Source organism: Aquirufa regiilacus (genome assembly GCF_032470275.1).
Taxonomy (GTDB): Bacteria; Bacteroidota; Bacteroidia; order Cytophagales; family Spirosomataceae; genus Aquirufa; species Aquirufa regiilacus.
This window is the reverse complement of the sequence record NZ_JAVNWW010000005.1, coordinates 182,383-196,636: the sequence shown is the minus strand read 5'-3', so window position 1 is coordinate 196,636 and position 14,254 is coordinate 182,383. Positions and strand designations below refer to the sequence as shown.

The 14,254-nt window shown below is 42.6% G+C and carries 12 protein-coding genes and 1 pseudogene; 4 read left to right on the top strand and 9 right to left on the bottom strand.

Annotated features, from left to right (window positions below; genetic code table 11):
- Positions 1 to 97: 97 nt before the first annotated feature.
- A pseudogene (locus PQG45_RS10560) lies at positions 98 to 967 on the top strand (IS3 family transposase); the annotation flags it as partial.
- Between the two features lie 51 nt (positions 968 to 1,018).
- Here the strand turns inward: PQG45_RS10560 and PQG45_RS10555 are convergent.
- Genes PQG45_RS10555 through PQG45_RS10540 form a run of 4 tightly spaced genes read right to left on the bottom strand, consistent with a single transcriptional unit; the run spans position 1,019 to position 5,275 of the window.
- Positions 1,019 to 1,240 (bottom strand): VF530 family protein, encoded by a 222-nt coding sequence (locus PQG45_RS10555; RefSeq protein ID WP_315576759.1) that lies wholly within the window; start codon positions 1,238 to 1,240, stop codon positions 1,019 to 1,021.
- A gap of 3 nt (positions 1,241 to 1,243) precedes the next feature.
- Positions 1,244 to 3,103, bottom strand: coding sequence for an ABC-F family ATP-binding cassette domain-containing protein (locus tag PQG45_RS10550; protein ID WP_315576761.1), 1,860 nt, complete (start codon positions 3,101 to 3,103; stop codon positions 1,244 to 1,246).
- A gap of 6 nt (positions 3,104 to 3,109) precedes the next feature.
- On the bottom strand, positions 3,110 to 3,973 hold the full coding sequence (tatC, locus tag PQG45_RS10545; RefSeq protein ID WP_315576763.1) for a twin-arginine translocase subunit TatC: 864 nt from the start codon (positions 3,971 to 3,973) through the stop codon (positions 3,110 to 3,112).
- Between the two features lie 9 nt (positions 3,974 to 3,982).
- A complete protein-coding gene (locus PQG45_RS10540) occupies positions 3,983 to 5,275 on the bottom strand; it encodes a serine hydroxymethyltransferase (protein ID WP_315576765.1) in 1,293 nt (430 codons plus the stop codon).
- A gap of 154 nt (positions 5,276 to 5,429) precedes the next feature.
- On the opposite strand from PQG45_RS10540, the gene PQG45_RS10535 reads away from it, so the two are divergent.
- Both PQG45_RS10535 and PQG45_RS10530 read left to right on the top strand, forming a co-directional pair.
- On the top strand, positions 5,430 to 7,349 hold the full coding sequence (locus PQG45_RS10535) for a protein-disulfide reductase DsbD family protein (RefSeq protein ID WP_315576767.1): 1,920 nt from the start codon (positions 5,430 to 5,432) through the stop codon (positions 7,347 to 7,349).
- The gene (locus PQG45_RS10530) at positions 7,349 to 7,795 is read left to right on the top strand and encodes a hypothetical protein (RefSeq protein ID WP_315576769.1); all 447 of its coding nucleotides are present in this window, start codon (positions 7,349 to 7,351) and stop codon (positions 7,793 to 7,795) included. The genes PQG45_RS10535 and PQG45_RS10530 overlap by 1 nt, the downstream gene beginning before the upstream one ends.
- A gap of 55 nt (positions 7,796 to 7,850) precedes the next feature.
- On the opposite strand, the gene PQG45_RS10525 is transcribed toward PQG45_RS10530, so the two are convergent.
- Both PQG45_RS10525 and PQG45_RS10520 read right to left on the bottom strand, forming a co-directional pair.
- Positions 7,851 to 8,099 carry a hypothetical protein gene (locus PQG45_RS10525; protein ID WP_315576771.1) on the bottom strand — a complete coding sequence of 83 codons (249 nt, stop codon included), beginning with the start codon at positions 8,097 to 8,099 and terminating at the stop codon, positions 7,851 to 7,853.
- Between the two features lie 58 nt (positions 8,100 to 8,157).
- Positions 8,158 to 9,885 carry a M3 family oligoendopeptidase gene (locus PQG45_RS10520; RefSeq protein ID WP_316070844.1) on the bottom strand — a complete coding sequence of 576 codons (1,728 nt, stop codon included), beginning with the start codon at positions 9,883 to 9,885 and terminating at the stop codon, positions 8,158 to 8,160.
- A 62-nt stretch (positions 9,886 to 9,947) separates the two neighbouring features.
- Between PQG45_RS10520 and PQG45_RS10515 the strand changes: the two genes are divergently transcribed.
- Complete coding sequence (locus tag PQG45_RS10515; RefSeq protein WP_315576775.1) at positions 9,948 to 10,769, top strand: aldo/keto reductase; 822 nt, start codon at positions 9,948 to 9,950, stop codon at positions 10,767 to 10,769.
- A gap of 102 nt (positions 10,770 to 10,871) precedes the next feature.
- On the opposite strand, the gene PQG45_RS10510 is transcribed toward PQG45_RS10515, so the two are convergent.
- Genes PQG45_RS10510 through PQG45_RS10500 form a run of 3 tightly spaced genes read right to left on the bottom strand, consistent with a single transcriptional unit; the run spans position 10,872 to position 14,155 of the window.
- Positions 10,872 to 11,924, bottom strand: coding sequence for a ferredoxin--NADP reductase (locus PQG45_RS10510; protein WP_316070843.1), 1,053 nt, complete (start codon positions 11,922 to 11,924; stop codon positions 10,872 to 10,874).
- 1 nt (position 11,925) lies between these two features.
- Complete coding sequence (locus PQG45_RS10505) at positions 11,926 to 13,428, bottom strand: glycoside hydrolase family 10 protein (RefSeq protein WP_316070842.1); 1,503 nt, start codon at positions 13,426 to 13,428, stop codon at positions 11,926 to 11,928.
- Positions 13,429 to 13,459: 31 nt separating this feature from the next.
- Entirely contained in the window at positions 13,460 to 14,155 is a 696-nt protein-coding gene (locus PQG45_RS10500; RefSeq protein WP_316070841.1) for a response regulator transcription factor, read from the bottom strand.
- Positions 14,156 to 14,254: the final 99 nt, after the last annotated feature.

Sequence of the window (14,254 nt, the reverse complement as noted above, 5' to 3'; positions counted from 1 at the left end):
CCAACGTAAAGAAAGCCCAGAAGCCTCTAACAAGAGAAGAAGAATTACTTAAGGAAAATGAATACCTAAGGGCTGAAAATGACTTGCTAAAAAAGCTTCAAGCCTTAGTTCAAGCAGACAAAAAGCGCAAGCCGTAAGTGAACTAAGGCATAAGCACAGGTTAGCAGTATTGCTTACTTGTGTTAAATTGGCAAGGAGTTGTTTTTATTATTATTCAAAACAAGGGACTGCAGACAAATACGCGGAGCTAAAGCAAGAGATTGGACTAATCTATCATCAACATAAGGGTAGATTAGGTTATCGGCGTATAACCATTCTATTGCGTCAAGCCGGCCACCTAATTAATCATAAAACTGTTCATCGACTAATGACCAGCTTGAAATTAAAGAGCTTGATTAGAAGGAAGAAATATAAATCCTACAAAGGAGAGCAAGGTAAAGTAGCGCCAAATATATTAAACAGGGCTTTTAAAGCAATGGCACCTAATCAAAAATGGACAACCGATGTAACAGAGTTTAATGTATTAGGAAAGAAGCTGTACTTGTCGCCTGTATTAGACTTATATAATCAGGAAATCGTTACCTATGACTTATCAGAACGACCTGATTTCAAAAATGTCATGAATATGCTAATAAAGGCGGTGAAAAAGAAGTCGAAATCAACAGCCCTTCTGATGCACTCAGATCAAGGCTGGCAATACCAAATGAAGCAGTATCAAGCTGTTTTGAGAGACAATGGAATCCAACAAAGCATGTCTAGAAAAGGAAACTGCTTGGACAATGCAGTCATGGAAAACTTCTTTGGAACATTAAAATCAGAACTATTTTACCTAAACAAATATGAGTCAATAAAACAGCTAAAAAAAGAAATCAATGAATATATCAAATACTACAACTATGAAAGAATCAAACTGAATTTAAACGGAATGAGCCCGGTGCAATACCGAGCTCATCACATTAATAATTAATTACTAACTTTGTCCAACTTTTGGGGTTCAGTCCAAAGCGGGGCCTCTTTTTTATTTCGGAGGGTGATCATCCATTCGGATGGCCTTAATGTACAAGTTCTCGACTTTCTTTCTCGCCCAATCCGTTTTGCGTAAAAATGTCAAGCTCGAATTGATACTCGGCTCATGCGCGAAACAATTGATACGAATGCGGCTTGCGAGTCCTTCCCAGCCATACTTGTCAACCAAATATTCAATAATAAACTTAAGTGTTTTGCCTTCTAATGGATCCATCGTTTATGCTCTTTCGGATAGTTCTAACCAGCGTAATTCTTTTTCTTCTAGGGTGTTTTTCAGGACTTCAATTTCCTTTGCCCAGTCGGCCAATAATTGAAAATCTTCAGAACCCCCATTTAATTGCTCAATCAAGGCCTCTTTTTCAGCTTCCAATTTGGCCATTTCTTTCTCCAAATCTTCAAACTCTTTTTGCTCCTTAAAGCTCAGTTTGGCGCCTTTTTGTACGGGTGCAACAGGCGTTTCAATCACCGGAGCTTTGGCTACTGGAGCCGGCTCTTTTTCCTTATTTTCTAGCGAAATGCGGTAATCAGTATAGTTTCCATTAAAGAAATTGACCTCCCCTTCGCCTTCCACCAAGATCAATTGGTCGACCAAATTATCCATGAAGTAACGATCATGGGATACAAGTAATAGACAGCCCTGGAATTCACTTAAAAAGTCTTCTAATAACTGGAGTGTATCCAAGTCTAAGTCATTCGTAGGCTCATCCAGAATCAAGAAATTGGGGTTCTTTACCAAGACTTGCATCAACTGCAAACGCTTCTTTTCTCCACCGGATAGTTTCGAAACGGGTGTGTATTGTTGGGCCGTTGGGAATAAGAATTTGCTCAAAAACTGACTAGGTGTCAAAGATTCATTCTTTCCGTATGGAATCACCTCAGCAATCTCCGTAATCGTATCGATGACGCGTTGTTCCGGCTTGAATTCGAATGGTAATTGCGTGTAATAGCCAATCACCAAAGTCTCACCCGGGTCAATCGTACCTGAATCAGGTTGTTCTAAGCCGGTCAATAATTGCAAGAAAGTCGTTTTGCCTGCGCCATTTTTACCCACAATCCCAATGCGGTCTTTTTTCTTGAATGTGTATGTAAAATCATTGACGATTTTCTTCTCACCCCACGCTTTTTTCAGGTGGTTGATTTCAATGATTTTATTACCCAAACGGGACATTTGAATATTCAATTCCAGCTTGCTATCATCTACTTTACGATGCGCCATTTCCTCTGTTTCCGAGAAGGCGTCGATGCGGGATTGTGATTTGGTTCCACGTGCTTTCGGTTGGCGACGCATCCATTCCAATTCCTTGCGGTAGAGGTTTTTGGCCTTCGCTACTGTACTCGCCTCAGAGGCCTCACGCTCTGCTTTTTTCTCTAAGAAATAGCCGTAATTCCCTTCGTACGTGTAAATCGACCCGAGCGCCAATTCCATCATTTTGTTGCATACCTTATCCAAGAAATAACGGTCGTGGGATACGACTAAAACCGTTACGTTTGGCCCGGATAAAATACCTTCTAACCATTCAATGGTCTCTATATCCAAATGGTTGGTTGGCTCATCCAGAATCATGATGTCTGGACTTTCGATCAATAATTTAGCTAAAGAAAGGCGTTTCTTTTGGCCCCCAGATAACGTAGAAACTTGTTGGTCTCCATCGGGAATGCCTAATCGTGTGATAATTTGTTTGGCTCTCGCCTCATAATCCCATGCATTATTAGCTTCCATCAAGGCAAAGGAATCTTCCAATTCTTGTGGATCACCCGAAAGCATGGCTTTTTCGTAGGCCTTAATTGCTACCGCACTAGGCAAATCATCTGAAAACAGATAGTTCAACACACGCTCGCCCTCTTCAAAAAACGGATTCTGTGGTAGGTAACCCACGCGAATTCCTTTGCGGATGGTAATCTTGCCTTCGTCTGGGGACTGCATGCCCATGATGGATTCCATCAAGGTTGTTTTTCCCGTTCCATTTTTTCCGATGAGCGCTACTTTTTCGCCTTTTTGCAATCCGAAAAATAGGTTTTTAAACACCCAGCGTTCGCCAAGATTTCGCGAAATATTCTCCGCCGATAGATAATTCATAAGGTATTAGTCGTTTGCTTCTGCAGCTTCCTCACGCATTTTTCTGCGCAATACTCGGCCCGAAACGATGATGCTAATCTCGTATAATCCGAATAACGGAAACGCGACGAGCAATTGGGAAATCACATCTGGTGATGGCGTAATAATCGCTGCCACTAACAAGATGACGATTAAGGCATGCTTGCGGTATTCGCGCATAAATGAAGGCGTTAAAATGCCAACCTGCGATAATACAAAAGCAACCATAGGTAATTGAAACGTTAATCCACAAGCCAGTGTCAACATCGATAATAACGAGATGTAATCGTTGATGTCAAATTGGTTTTGAATGGATGGGTCTAACTTGAAGTTGGCTAAGAAATTGATGGCCATAGGAGCGACCACAAAATAGCCGAAGGATACGCCAACAAAAAATAATAGTGACACCCAAAAGACAGCTCCGCGAGCTGCTTTAAGTTCTTTGGATTTTAAACCTGGGCTAATGAAGCGCCAAACTTCATAAAATGCATAAGGAAATGCGAACATTAAGCCGACAATGATGGATTGTGTTAAGGCCATCATGAATTGCCCAGAAACCTCGCGAGACTGGAGAATAAAGTCGGCCTGCTGCATACAAAGACTTGTCCAGCTGGTTAAGTCTGCCAACTGGCAAAGGACCTGATTGGTCCAGAAATCCACTTTGGTAGGACCCATGATGACGATTCCGAAAATCTCATTTCGGAATATCCAGGCAGCAATGGTGAAAATCAAGATAGAGGCGATGGACCGGATGATGTGCCAGCGCAACTCTTCCAGGTGATCGAGAAAGGACATTTCGGTCCCATCTTTATCTTCGTCTAATTCATCGTCCCAATCTTGATCTAAGGCCATTTTTGTTAATTATAGATATAATGGGAATTGTTTAACCCATTCATTTACTTCTCCTTTAATTGTCTTCAATACCGCTTCGTTGTTGTGGTTCATCAAAGCCTTATCCACCATCTCTACGATTTGGGACATGTCAGCTTCTTTCAATCCACGTGTCGTCATTGCCGCCGTACCTACACGCATACCTGATGTCACAAATGGAGATTTGTCATCGAATGGTACCATGTTTTTGTTAATGGTAATATCAGCTTGGATCAAGGTATTCTCGGCTAATTTACCACTCAATCCTTTTGGACGTAAGTCGATCAACATTAAGTGATTGTCCGTTCCTCCTGAGATGATATCGTATCCTTTTGCCAAGAAAGCCTTTGCCATCGCTTGTGCGTTTGACTGAACTTGTTTCGCGTACGTTTCGAATGTTGGGGTCAAAGCCTCACCAAAAGCAATCGCTTTGGCAGCAATTACGTGCTCTAACGGGCCACCTTGTGTTCCTGGGAACACGGCGCCGTCTAGACATGCCGACATTAATTTCAAGTCGCCTTTTAACGTTTTGAAACCAAATGGGTTTTCAAAATCGTTGCCCATCATGATCAAACCACCACGAGGTCCACGTAACGTTTTGTGCGTTGTTGTCGTGACGATATGGCAATGTTGCATCGGGTTGTTCAACAATCCTTTCGCGATTAACGCTGAGGGATGGGAGATGTCGGCTAATAAAATGGCCCCTACCTGATCTGCAATGGCACGCAAACGCGCATAATCCCAATCACGAGAATAAGCTGACGCACCACAAATGATCAATCTTGGTTTTTCTTTCAAAGCCGTAGCTTCTACTTTATCCCAGTCAATTAAACCTGTTTCTTTTTCTACTCCGTAGAAGAATGCTTGAAAGTATTTTCCAGAGAAATTTACAGGAGATCCGTGTGATAAGTGACCGCCATGTGACAAGTCAAATCCTAGAATTTTATCACCCGGATTTAAGAATGACAAGAAAACTGCTGCATTTGCTTGCGCACCTGAGTGTGGTTGCACGTTCGCCCATGTGGCACCGAATAATTTTTTCGCACGCTCAATCGCTAAGGTTTCCACCTCATCCACAACTTCGCAACCGCCATAATAGCGCTTGCCTGGAAGGCCTTCTGCATATTTATTTGTCAAAACACTTCCTTGCGCTTCCATCACTTGTGGGGATGTGAAGTTCTCTGAAGCAATTAACTCAATGCCGAATTCTTGGCGGTGAGCTTCTTGACTAATTAATGAAAAAATTTCGTTGTCTCTTTGGGTAGGAAATGTGCTAGCAGCCATGAATATAAGATGTTCTTGATTACGTATTTTAAGGGTGTAAAATTACGTTTTTTTATCTGAATAGAAAAACGAAAAAGGAGGAACTATCCCGACAAATATCACGTTTGTATCCCAACAAAAAAGCGTAATTTTGAAGGCATTAATTTTTCAACAAATGAAATTAAAATTCTTAGCGCTGTTCCTATTCTTTTCGGTACAGTTATTCGGACAAAAAATTACACCAGCGAAATGGTCGTGGTCTTTATCGCCAGCGCAACCTACTGTAGGTCAAGAGGCGGAATTGATATTTAAGGTTACTATTGACAAAGGCTGGTATTTATATTCATCGGATTTCGATAAAGATTTAGGGCCTGTGGTGACTTCGGTAACGTTGAAGCCGGGATTAGGCGTTGAGGCGGTAGGCCCCTTAAAGGCAATTAACCCACACAGCAAAGAGGATAAAGAGATTTGGGGTGGAACATATACCTACTTTACGGAAAACGCTGAGTTCCGCCAAAAGGTGAAAATCACGTCTGATAATTGGTTGATCGATGGGGCCTATGATTCCCAAACTTGCTCGAATGAGAGCGGTCTTTGTGTTCCCATCAAAGGGAATTTCAAGATTTCAGCGACGGAAGACTCAAAAAAAAAAGCCTCTGATGTAGCTGAGGGTGGGCTAATTGAGTTCTTTTTTGTGGCCTTGGGCGCAGGCCTGTTAGCCTTATTGACGCCATGTGTTTATCCCTTGATTCCCATGACCGTGAGTTTCTTCACGAAGAAACAGGGTGGAAAGCGTCTCGCTTTCTTGTATGGTTTGTTTATTGTCTTGATTTATGTGTTTTTCGGTACAATACTCGCATTCTTTGCGGGGGCTAGTTTTGCGAATTTCTTAAGCACGCACTGGATTCCTAATTTACTTTTCTTCGTCATTTTTATCTTTTTTGGAATCTCCTTTCTGGGAGCATTTGAAATCGTTTTGCCTTCGGGTTTAGTGAATTCGGTGGATGCCAAATCAGATAAAGGAGGTTTGATGGGTGTGTTTTTTATGGCCTTTACATTGGTATTGGTTTCATTTTCTTGCACAGGCCCTTTGGCGGGTTCGATTCTGATTGCGGCATCTCAAGGGGTTTTCCTAAAACCGATTATCGGTATGTTGGGCTTTTCGTTGGCCTTCGCCATTCCGTTTACTTTGTTTGCGATCTTCCCAGGTTTCATGAAGTCACTACCGAAGTCGGGTAATTGGATGAATGAAGTAAAGGTGGTCTTGGGATTCTTGGAAATTGCCCTAGCCTTTAAGTTTTTAAGTGTAGCGGATCAGGTTTACCACTGGCATTTATTAGATCGCGAGATTTTCTTAGCGATTTGGATTGCGGTGTTTGGTGCTTTGACCTTATATCTATTTGGTAAGATTTCCTTGCCGCACGATGGCCCTGCCAAAAACTTGTCGGTGCCTCGCACCCTGTTTGCAACGGCTGTCTTGGCTTTCGTTATTTATTTAATTCCAGGTATGTTCGGTGCGCCTTTAAAAGGTTTATCGGGTTGGTTGCCTCCGTTGAGCTCGCAGGACTTTAAGGGTTCAGGCACAAGTGTAGCAGCTCCCGTGAAAACGGATCAGGGACAAAAGAAATATGCCGACTTCCTTACGCTTCCGTTAGGTCTTCAAGGGTTCTTTGATTTTGAAGAGGCCAAAGCCTATGCGTTAAAAGTCAATAAACCTTTATTCATCGATTTCACAGGTCATGGCTGCGTGAATTGCCGGAAGATGGAAGAGAATGTGTGGTCAGATCCACAAGTGTTAAAACGGCTGCAAGAAAAATATGTTGTTGTTGCGCTTTACTGCGATGATAAGACTGAACTGCCTTCGGAGCAATGGTATGTATCCAAAGTAGATGGCCAGGAAAAAAAGACCTTGGGAGATCAAAATCTAGACTTTCAGATTACACGCTTTAATTCAAATGCGCAGCCACATTATGTATTATTAGATCCTCGAAATGATGCATCGCCGATGGTAAAGCCGGTGGCATTTGATGCTGATATCAATCATTTTGTGTCATTTTTAGATCAAGGCGTAACGATTTATCAAGCAGCGAAATAATGAATTGGGGAGCCTATTTTGCGGTCATGGCCGCATCGTCGATTAAATTTGTTGCAGGGCCCTTGACGGGTTTTGGTTTAGGGCTTTCCATGCTTGAAACAATCATTTGTACCTGGGTGGGAATGATGACCACGGTGTCGATTATGTTGACGATGGGGCGCTTTATTGTTCAGCAAATTTCCCGACTTCGCGTTCAAAAACCTAGGTTGTTTTCGGGACGCGCGCGTTATGCTGTACGTGTTTGGCAGCGATTTGGGATTAAAGGCATTGCGGTGATGACACCTTTGCTTTTTACACCAATTGGCGGAAGTTTACTTGCCTTATCTTTCAAAGTACCCACGCCACGCGTATTGTTTTTTATGGCTATTTCAGGGATATTCTGGGCCGTGGTGTTTACGGTCATGTTTTACCAGTTGACCTTTCTTCGAGATTTGTTAATCAAGTAGGAACATAAAAAAAGCCAGTCATCGACCGGCTTTCTCCTCAAAATTATATTGGTAATTAGTTTCCTTTCGAAATTTCTTTTCCTTGGAATAAGTTCTCGCGAATTGCATTTGCACGAACTTCTAATTCTGGTTTAGCTGTATATGTATTTTTAGATTGAACTGCAGCTGAATCCGGGTGAACACCGTACACATATTCATCACCTGCGTGTAAATCTTTTTGTTTAATGCGGTTGTTCTTTTGGTAATCACAAGCTGTAGCAACTAGCGCTAGCGCAACAATTGGAAGTAGATTTTTTAATTTCATTGTTCTCTTTGGACAAAAATACGATACAAAAGTAAGGCCAAATTTTGGTTTAAAAAAATTAGCTTTCTTCTAATTGATTAATTTTTTCGACGAGAAAATCCATCAACTCAGCGATATATGTTTGGCTGAAGTTGAAGGAGATGCCTGCAGTCGCATAAATCTCTTTCATGGGTTTCGTATATCCTAAACACAATGCATCTAAGTATTGATTCAATGCTTGGCTAGGATTTTCGCAATAATTGCGCCAAACAGCTAACGCCCCCAATTGTGCAATGGCGTATTCGATGTAGTAAAATGGTACTTCAAATAGGTGTAATTGTTTCTGCCAAAGCTTCGCTTTTACTTGTTCGATTCCCGACCAATCCGTGATGGAGTCTGAGAATGTGGAGAAGATGCGATTCCATGCTTTACTACGCTCTTCGACGCTATGTGTTGGGTTTTCATAAATCCAATGTTGGAAGGCATCTATCGTCGCCACCCAGGGCAATGTGTCTAAAATGTCCTCTAAGTGCTTGATTTTCGCTCTTTTGGCATCTTTGGGGTCTTGAAAGTATTGGTCCCATTCGTCCATGGTAATCAATTCCATGCTCATGGATGCCAGTTCTGCCACTTCCGATGGAAAATTACGGAAGGCATTCAAGCTTAAATCTTTGGTTAAAATTGAATGTACCGCATGGCCACCTTCGTGTAATAATGTGACCATATCACGCACCTGCCCAGCGGCATTCATGAAAATGAATGGGAAGCCACTTTCCTCTAATGGATAGTTGTATCCCCCCGGATTTTTACCTTTCCGCGAGTCTAAGTCAAAGCGGTTCAGCTTCACCATTTCCTTCAAGCAATTACTTAGGAATGGATCAATATTTTCAAATACCTGAATGGTTTTATCCAAAAGCTCTTTCCCAGTTTCAAAGGGTTTTAAGGGTTTTCGGCCGAGTACATCCACCGACTTATCCCAAGGTTTTAAGGCCTCAAGCTGTAACGCCTTTTTGCGTTTTTCAGCCTGTTGGTTGATGATCGGCACTACGGTATTTGCCACCGCTTCATGAAATTCAAAGCAGTCGGCTGGGGTGTAGTCAAAGCGGCCAAGGCTCGCAAAGGAATAATCCCGGTAGTTTGCAAAGCCTGCATTCAATGCAACTTCATGTCTTTTTTCAACCAGCTGGTTGAAAAGTGTGTCTAAGTTTTCTTGAATGGCTAAGCGTGCGCCCGACACTTTTTCGTAAACCTCTTGGCGTTTTGTGCGGTCTGTGGATTCTAGATAGGCATTAGCTTGTTGGAGTGTTTTTTCCTCTCCATCAATTTCAACCATCAGTGAACCTGTCGATGCGCCATATTGGGTTTGTAAGTTTTGCAATTCGGTGAATAGCGGAATGTTTTCCTCCCGGAATATTTCGATGGATTTTTTCATGCCGCGTAACATGACCGCATAACCTGTATCGGGTAGTTCGCTGATGAATCTACTTTCTGTTACCTTTTTGTTCCAAGCATCGTCGAAGACCGATGCGTTTGGCATGATCTCGTTGACGAATTGTTGGTAACTTAATTGATGCGCCTCATTTTGGTTGTCGCATGACATCTTGATATAACGCCAAGCGAAGTTTTCCGACAAATAACTTTCCAGTTCAGAACGGTTTTCACAAAACAGAATTAAATCTTCTAAGGAGGTTATTTCGGTTGCACTCAGTTGTTCGAAATAGGATAATACACTTTCCCAGGTACTTAATTGGAAATCCTGTGCAAGAAATTTGCGTGGGGAGGATTGGGCGGAAATTTGGCGAGTCATGAACTTATTTTTTTTGTAAAAATACATCAAATTTGGCTAGCTTTAAATCAAAATTTAGCGATATGAACTTATCAATACCCTCTGTTCAATTAAATAATGGAATTTCAATGCCGGCTTTGGGCCTCGGAGTTTATGCGCCGGAACAACAGCAGGAAGTGGGTCAGGCGGTCGAGGCAGCATTAGCCGTTGGCTATCGCCTCTTTGATGCCGCAGCGATTTATGGGAATGAAAAAGAAGTAGGAGAGGCTTTGCGGCAGGGGGGAGTTTCCAGAAATGAATTGTTTGTCACGAGCAAGGTGTGGATAGATGATATGGGGTTTGATGCTACGATGCGGGCTTTTGAGAAATCCTTGCAGGATTTGTCCTTGGATTACATGGATCTCTATTTAATTCACTGGCCGAAAGACCAACACCGTAAGGAGACGTGGAAGGCACTCGAGTCTTTGTATGATCAAGGTGTGGTGAAGTCCATCGGTGTTTCGAATTATTATCAAAAGCATTTGGAGGAATTGTTTGTCTACGCGAATGTTTGTCCGGCGATTAATCAAATTGAGTTGAGCCCTTTCTGTTATCTTCCGGAGGAACTCGATTTTTGTAAGCAAAATAATATTCAATTGGAGGGTTATGCCCCTGTGGTTCGCGGTCAAAAGAAAGACCATCCGGTATTGGTGGACCTTGCGCGTAAATATGGTAAATCAACCTATCAAATTTTGATTCGTTGGGTCATCGAACAAGGTGCAGTAACGATTCCTAAATCGATTCATCCGGAGCGGATGATTGAAAATGCGGAGGTGTTTGATTTTGTCTTGGATACAGATGATTTGGCTCGAATGGCCGTTCTGTATGACAATACGCGGGTTGCTTGGGATCCACGGGATTTTTAATCTCAACCTACCTTTGGGTATCAAGACTTACCTTTGGCAACACTTGGAGGATTGCCAAAGGTAGTAGGAAAAAAGGGGCTTGCGCCCCTTAAAACTGATAATTTAATCGAGGTCAATCACGACGCCATCGCTCTTGGGATGTGCGACACAAGTCAGAACATATCCTTTGGCAATTTCGCCTGCCGTTAAGCCATCTTCTTCATCCATCACGACAGTTCCTGATTTGCATAGTCCCATGCAAGCCGTGCACATGCCCGCTTGACACGAGTAGGGAATGTCTAAATCTGCTTCTAACGCGGCTTCTAAGATTGTTTCATGTGGCTGAACCGTCACTAGGTGCTCTTTGCCTTCGTATATCAGCGTAATTTCTCTGGCAGCATCATTGTCGGATTCAGCGCTTTCTACCGATGGGGCTGTGTTGAATAATTCTTTATGAATCTGGTCACCAGGAACCTCAAAAATGGCTAACGCTTTCTGCACTTCTTCCATCATTTCCAATGGACCACATAAATAATAATGTGCCTTGGCGATGTCAATCCCTAATTCTTGTTTTAAATAATACACCGTAGACGCTTGATTAATCCGTCCTTTTAAACCAGGCCAGTTGGCCGCTGGCCGACTGATGACATGCAGGATTGTCAAACGATCCGAAAACTCGGTTTCGAGGGCGTCTAATTGCTTTTTGAAAATGATTTGGTCCTCGTGACGTGAACCATAAATCAAATGTATCTTCGATTTCGGCTCGCGCTGAAGTAGGGTTTTGATCATCGACATCAGTGGCGTTACGCCAGAACCAGCACCGACAAATACATAGTTTTTTGCTGCATCTGCATCAGGTTCAATGACGAAGTTTCCCATGGGTTCGATCACTTCTAGGCTATCTCCTATTTTCACGGTATCACACAGGAAGTTGGAAACCAATCCCCCCGAAATGCGTTTCACCGTAATCGTCGGTGACATGTCAGTCGCCGGGGAAGAAGAAAGGGAATAACTTCTGCGCGGTTTCTCGCCTGCAATGTTGGGAATAACGGTCAAAAATTGTCCTGCCAAATAATGCAGCGTGTCATGGATCGGATGCCAAAAATGAATGGTTTTCGTATCCGGAGTTTCCTCCGTAATATCTTTGACTGTTAAATGTAAAAATCGTAAGCTCATATTAATTGGAATTCGGGACGATCCATTGAATAGTCCCTGCGGGCGATTCATTATGCAATCGGTCAAAGGCTGTAACAACAAAGCCATGTCCTGATTGTATTTCGGATGCGTCGATGATAAACGTATTTTTTTGTCCTTTGTAAATAATGTTGGCGGCGTTTTCAATGCCTTTGATGCCCTCTGACCGACGAATGCGATAAACGACATAATAGGCTGGTGGGTCATTGTCTAAACTGGGTTCACCTGCTTGCCAACGTAATGTCCAGTTTCCCGATTGCTTCAACAATGATACTTTATGTGGTGCTGTCGGTGCTATGCTGTCAATCCAAAGCATGGGCGGAACAAGTGCCATGTGCTTGAAATGTGTTGCGCGCAAGCTGTCACGCCAGCCTTTGGCATTATTCGTTAATTGACTCGAGCTAAAAAAGATGGATCCTTGCACCTGATTTAAACTGCGCGCCTGCGCTAATTGTTTCGATAATTCAGTCGCATTCCATTGGTCGGAGAGGTGATAGGCCGCATGCCCGATGTACACCGGTCTGCCATATCCATGTTCACTCCACCATTTGGCTAATGGTCCAAATGTTGCCACGCGATGCGTTGTTCCCCAGTATAATTGTGGGGCTAAATAGTCAAGCCAACCGGATTTTGTCCATTTTTCCGTATCCGCATAAAGGTCATCGTAGGATTGTAATCCCCGACTTGTAGGCGAACCATATTCGGGGTCCGAACTTTTATGTCGCCAAATACCAAAGGGGCTAATGCCAAATTTCACGCGCGGATTAACGGATTTAATGGTGGAAGAAATCTCTTCAATCAACAAATTGATATTCCTGCGTCGCCAATCCGCTAAACTCTCGTTCGGTAATTTGTGTTGGGCATAGGCTTCGTCATCATTGAAATGCGCCCCTTTAATGGGGTAAGGGTAGAAGTAATCATCAAAGTGTATGCCATCCACATCGTATTGTTGCACAATGTTTTTGACCACTTGTGTGATATAGTGACGTACAGCAGGTATGCCAAAATTAAATAGATGTTGGTTGTTGTAAATCACCATCCATTCGGGATGTTGGCGAACGATATGATTTCCACTCAGCAAATTCTTGGTAGACATACTCGCCCGATTCATGTTCAGCCATGCATGAAACTCGATTCCACGGGCATGTGATTCTTGAATCATGAAGGCCATCGGGTCGTAAGTCGGTTTGGGCGCTTGTCCTTGTAGGCCAGATAGATAACTAGACCAGGGTTCATTGCTTTTGGCATACAATGCATCAGCAGCTGTACGAACTTGGACAAAAAGGGCATTGATGCCGGTTTGTTGGTGCGAATTCAGGATATTCAGAAATTCTTCCTGCTGTTTAATCGCATTATAATTTCGAGGACTTGGCCAATCGATGTTTTGGACGGTCGCAATCCATACCCCACGTAGTTCGCGTTTGGGATGTTGCGCGAGCAATGTACTACTCAATAATAAACAGAAAAGGATAAGCCGACTTGTCATGAAGCCGCAATTTACCGAAAATAGACGAAATTTAGGCCTTATCAATCGAGAATAAATACCCGACTCCCTTCAAGGTTTTGATGTAATGTTCCGGAATTTTTTCACGCAATTTACGGATGTGGACATCTACGGTACGCTCTACGACATACACGTCTGCGCCCCAGACTTTTTCCAATAGCTCGTCCCGATTGAAAACCTTATTTGGGTTTTTAGCTAGATAAGAAAGTAGTTCAAATTCTTTTTTGGGTAGAATTAATGCGCGCCCTTCGAAGGTAGCTGCATATTGCGTACGATTAATGACTAAGCCGCCTATTTCAATGATATCTTGTGATTCCTCGGATGCTTCTCGCTTCAATAAGGCATTAATTCGGCTCACCAAAGCACGTGGTTTGATGGGCTTGATGATGTAATCGTGTGCTCCTGCATCGAAGGCAGCAACTTCGGTAAACTCTTCGCCACGGGCTGTTAAAAACAAGATTAGGGTGTTTTTCAGCTCTGGCATCAACTTCATTTTACGTGCCGTCTCAATGCCATCCATGATGGGCATCATAACATCCATGATGATTAGTGCGGGTTTGAAAACCTGTGCGATTTCCAAGGCCTCCTTGCCATCGTAAGCTTTTGCTAATTGGTAATTTTCTTTTGCTAAATTGTATTCCAAAAGCTCCAGAATATCCGGATCGTCGTCGACCAATAAAATTTTCGCTTGATTTAGCGTTTTACTCATGGTTTAAGCGCTTTGGATGTTAAAATGATGTGGCAAAGATAGAGAGGTCTAAGTTACTAAATTGTTAAATTTTACGTAATTTGAAATACATTTAATTGA

What these genes read in the sequence shown, in the direction of transcription:
- PQG45_RS10555 (WP_315576759.1), bottom strand. Translation starts at nt 1,240, where the DNA reads ATGGATCCATTAGAAGGCAAAACACTTAAGTTTATTATTGAATATTTG.
- PQG45_RS10550 (WP_315576761.1), bottom strand. Translation starts at nt 3,103, where the DNA reads ATGAATTATCTATCGGCGGAGAATATTTCGCGAAATCTTGGCGAACGC.
- tatC (WP_315576763.1), bottom strand. Translation starts at nt 3,973, where the DNA reads ATGGCCTTAGATCAAGATTGGGACGATGAATTAGACGAAGATAAAGAT.
- PQG45_RS10540 (WP_315576765.1), bottom strand. Translation starts at nt 5,275, where the DNA reads ATGGCTGCTAGCACATTTCCTACCCAAAGAGACAACGAAATTTTTTCA.
- PQG45_RS10535 (WP_315576767.1), top strand. Translation starts at nt 5,430, where the DNA reads ATGAAATTAAAATTCTTAGCGCTGTTCCTATTCTTTTCGGTACAGTTA.
- PQG45_RS10530 (WP_315576769.1), top strand. Translation starts at nt 7,349, where the DNA reads ATGAATTGGGGAGCCTATTTTGCGGTCATGGCCGCATCGTCGATTAAA.
- PQG45_RS10525 (WP_315576771.1), bottom strand. Translation starts at nt 8,099, where the DNA reads ATGAAATTAAAAAATCTACTTCCAATTGTTGCGCTAGCGCTAGTTGCT.
- PQG45_RS10520 (WP_316070844.1), bottom strand. Translation starts at nt 9,885, where the DNA reads ATGACTCGCCAAATTTCCGCCCAATCCTCCCCACGCAAATTTCTTGCA.
- PQG45_RS10515 (WP_315576775.1), top strand. Translation starts at nt 9,948, where the DNA reads ATGAACTTATCAATACCCTCTGTTCAATTAAATAATGGAATTTCAATG.
- PQG45_RS10510 (WP_316070843.1), bottom strand. Translation starts at nt 11,924, where the DNA reads ATGAGCTTACGATTTTTACATTTAACAGTCAAAGATATTACGGAGGAA.
- PQG45_RS10505 (WP_316070842.1), bottom strand. Translation starts at nt 13,428, where the DNA reads ATGACAAGTCGGCTTATCCTTTTCTGTTTATTATTGAGTAGTACATTG.
- PQG45_RS10500 (WP_316070841.1), bottom strand. Translation starts at nt 14,155, where the DNA reads ATGAGTAAAACGCTAAATCAAGCGAAAATTTTATTGGTCGACGACGAT.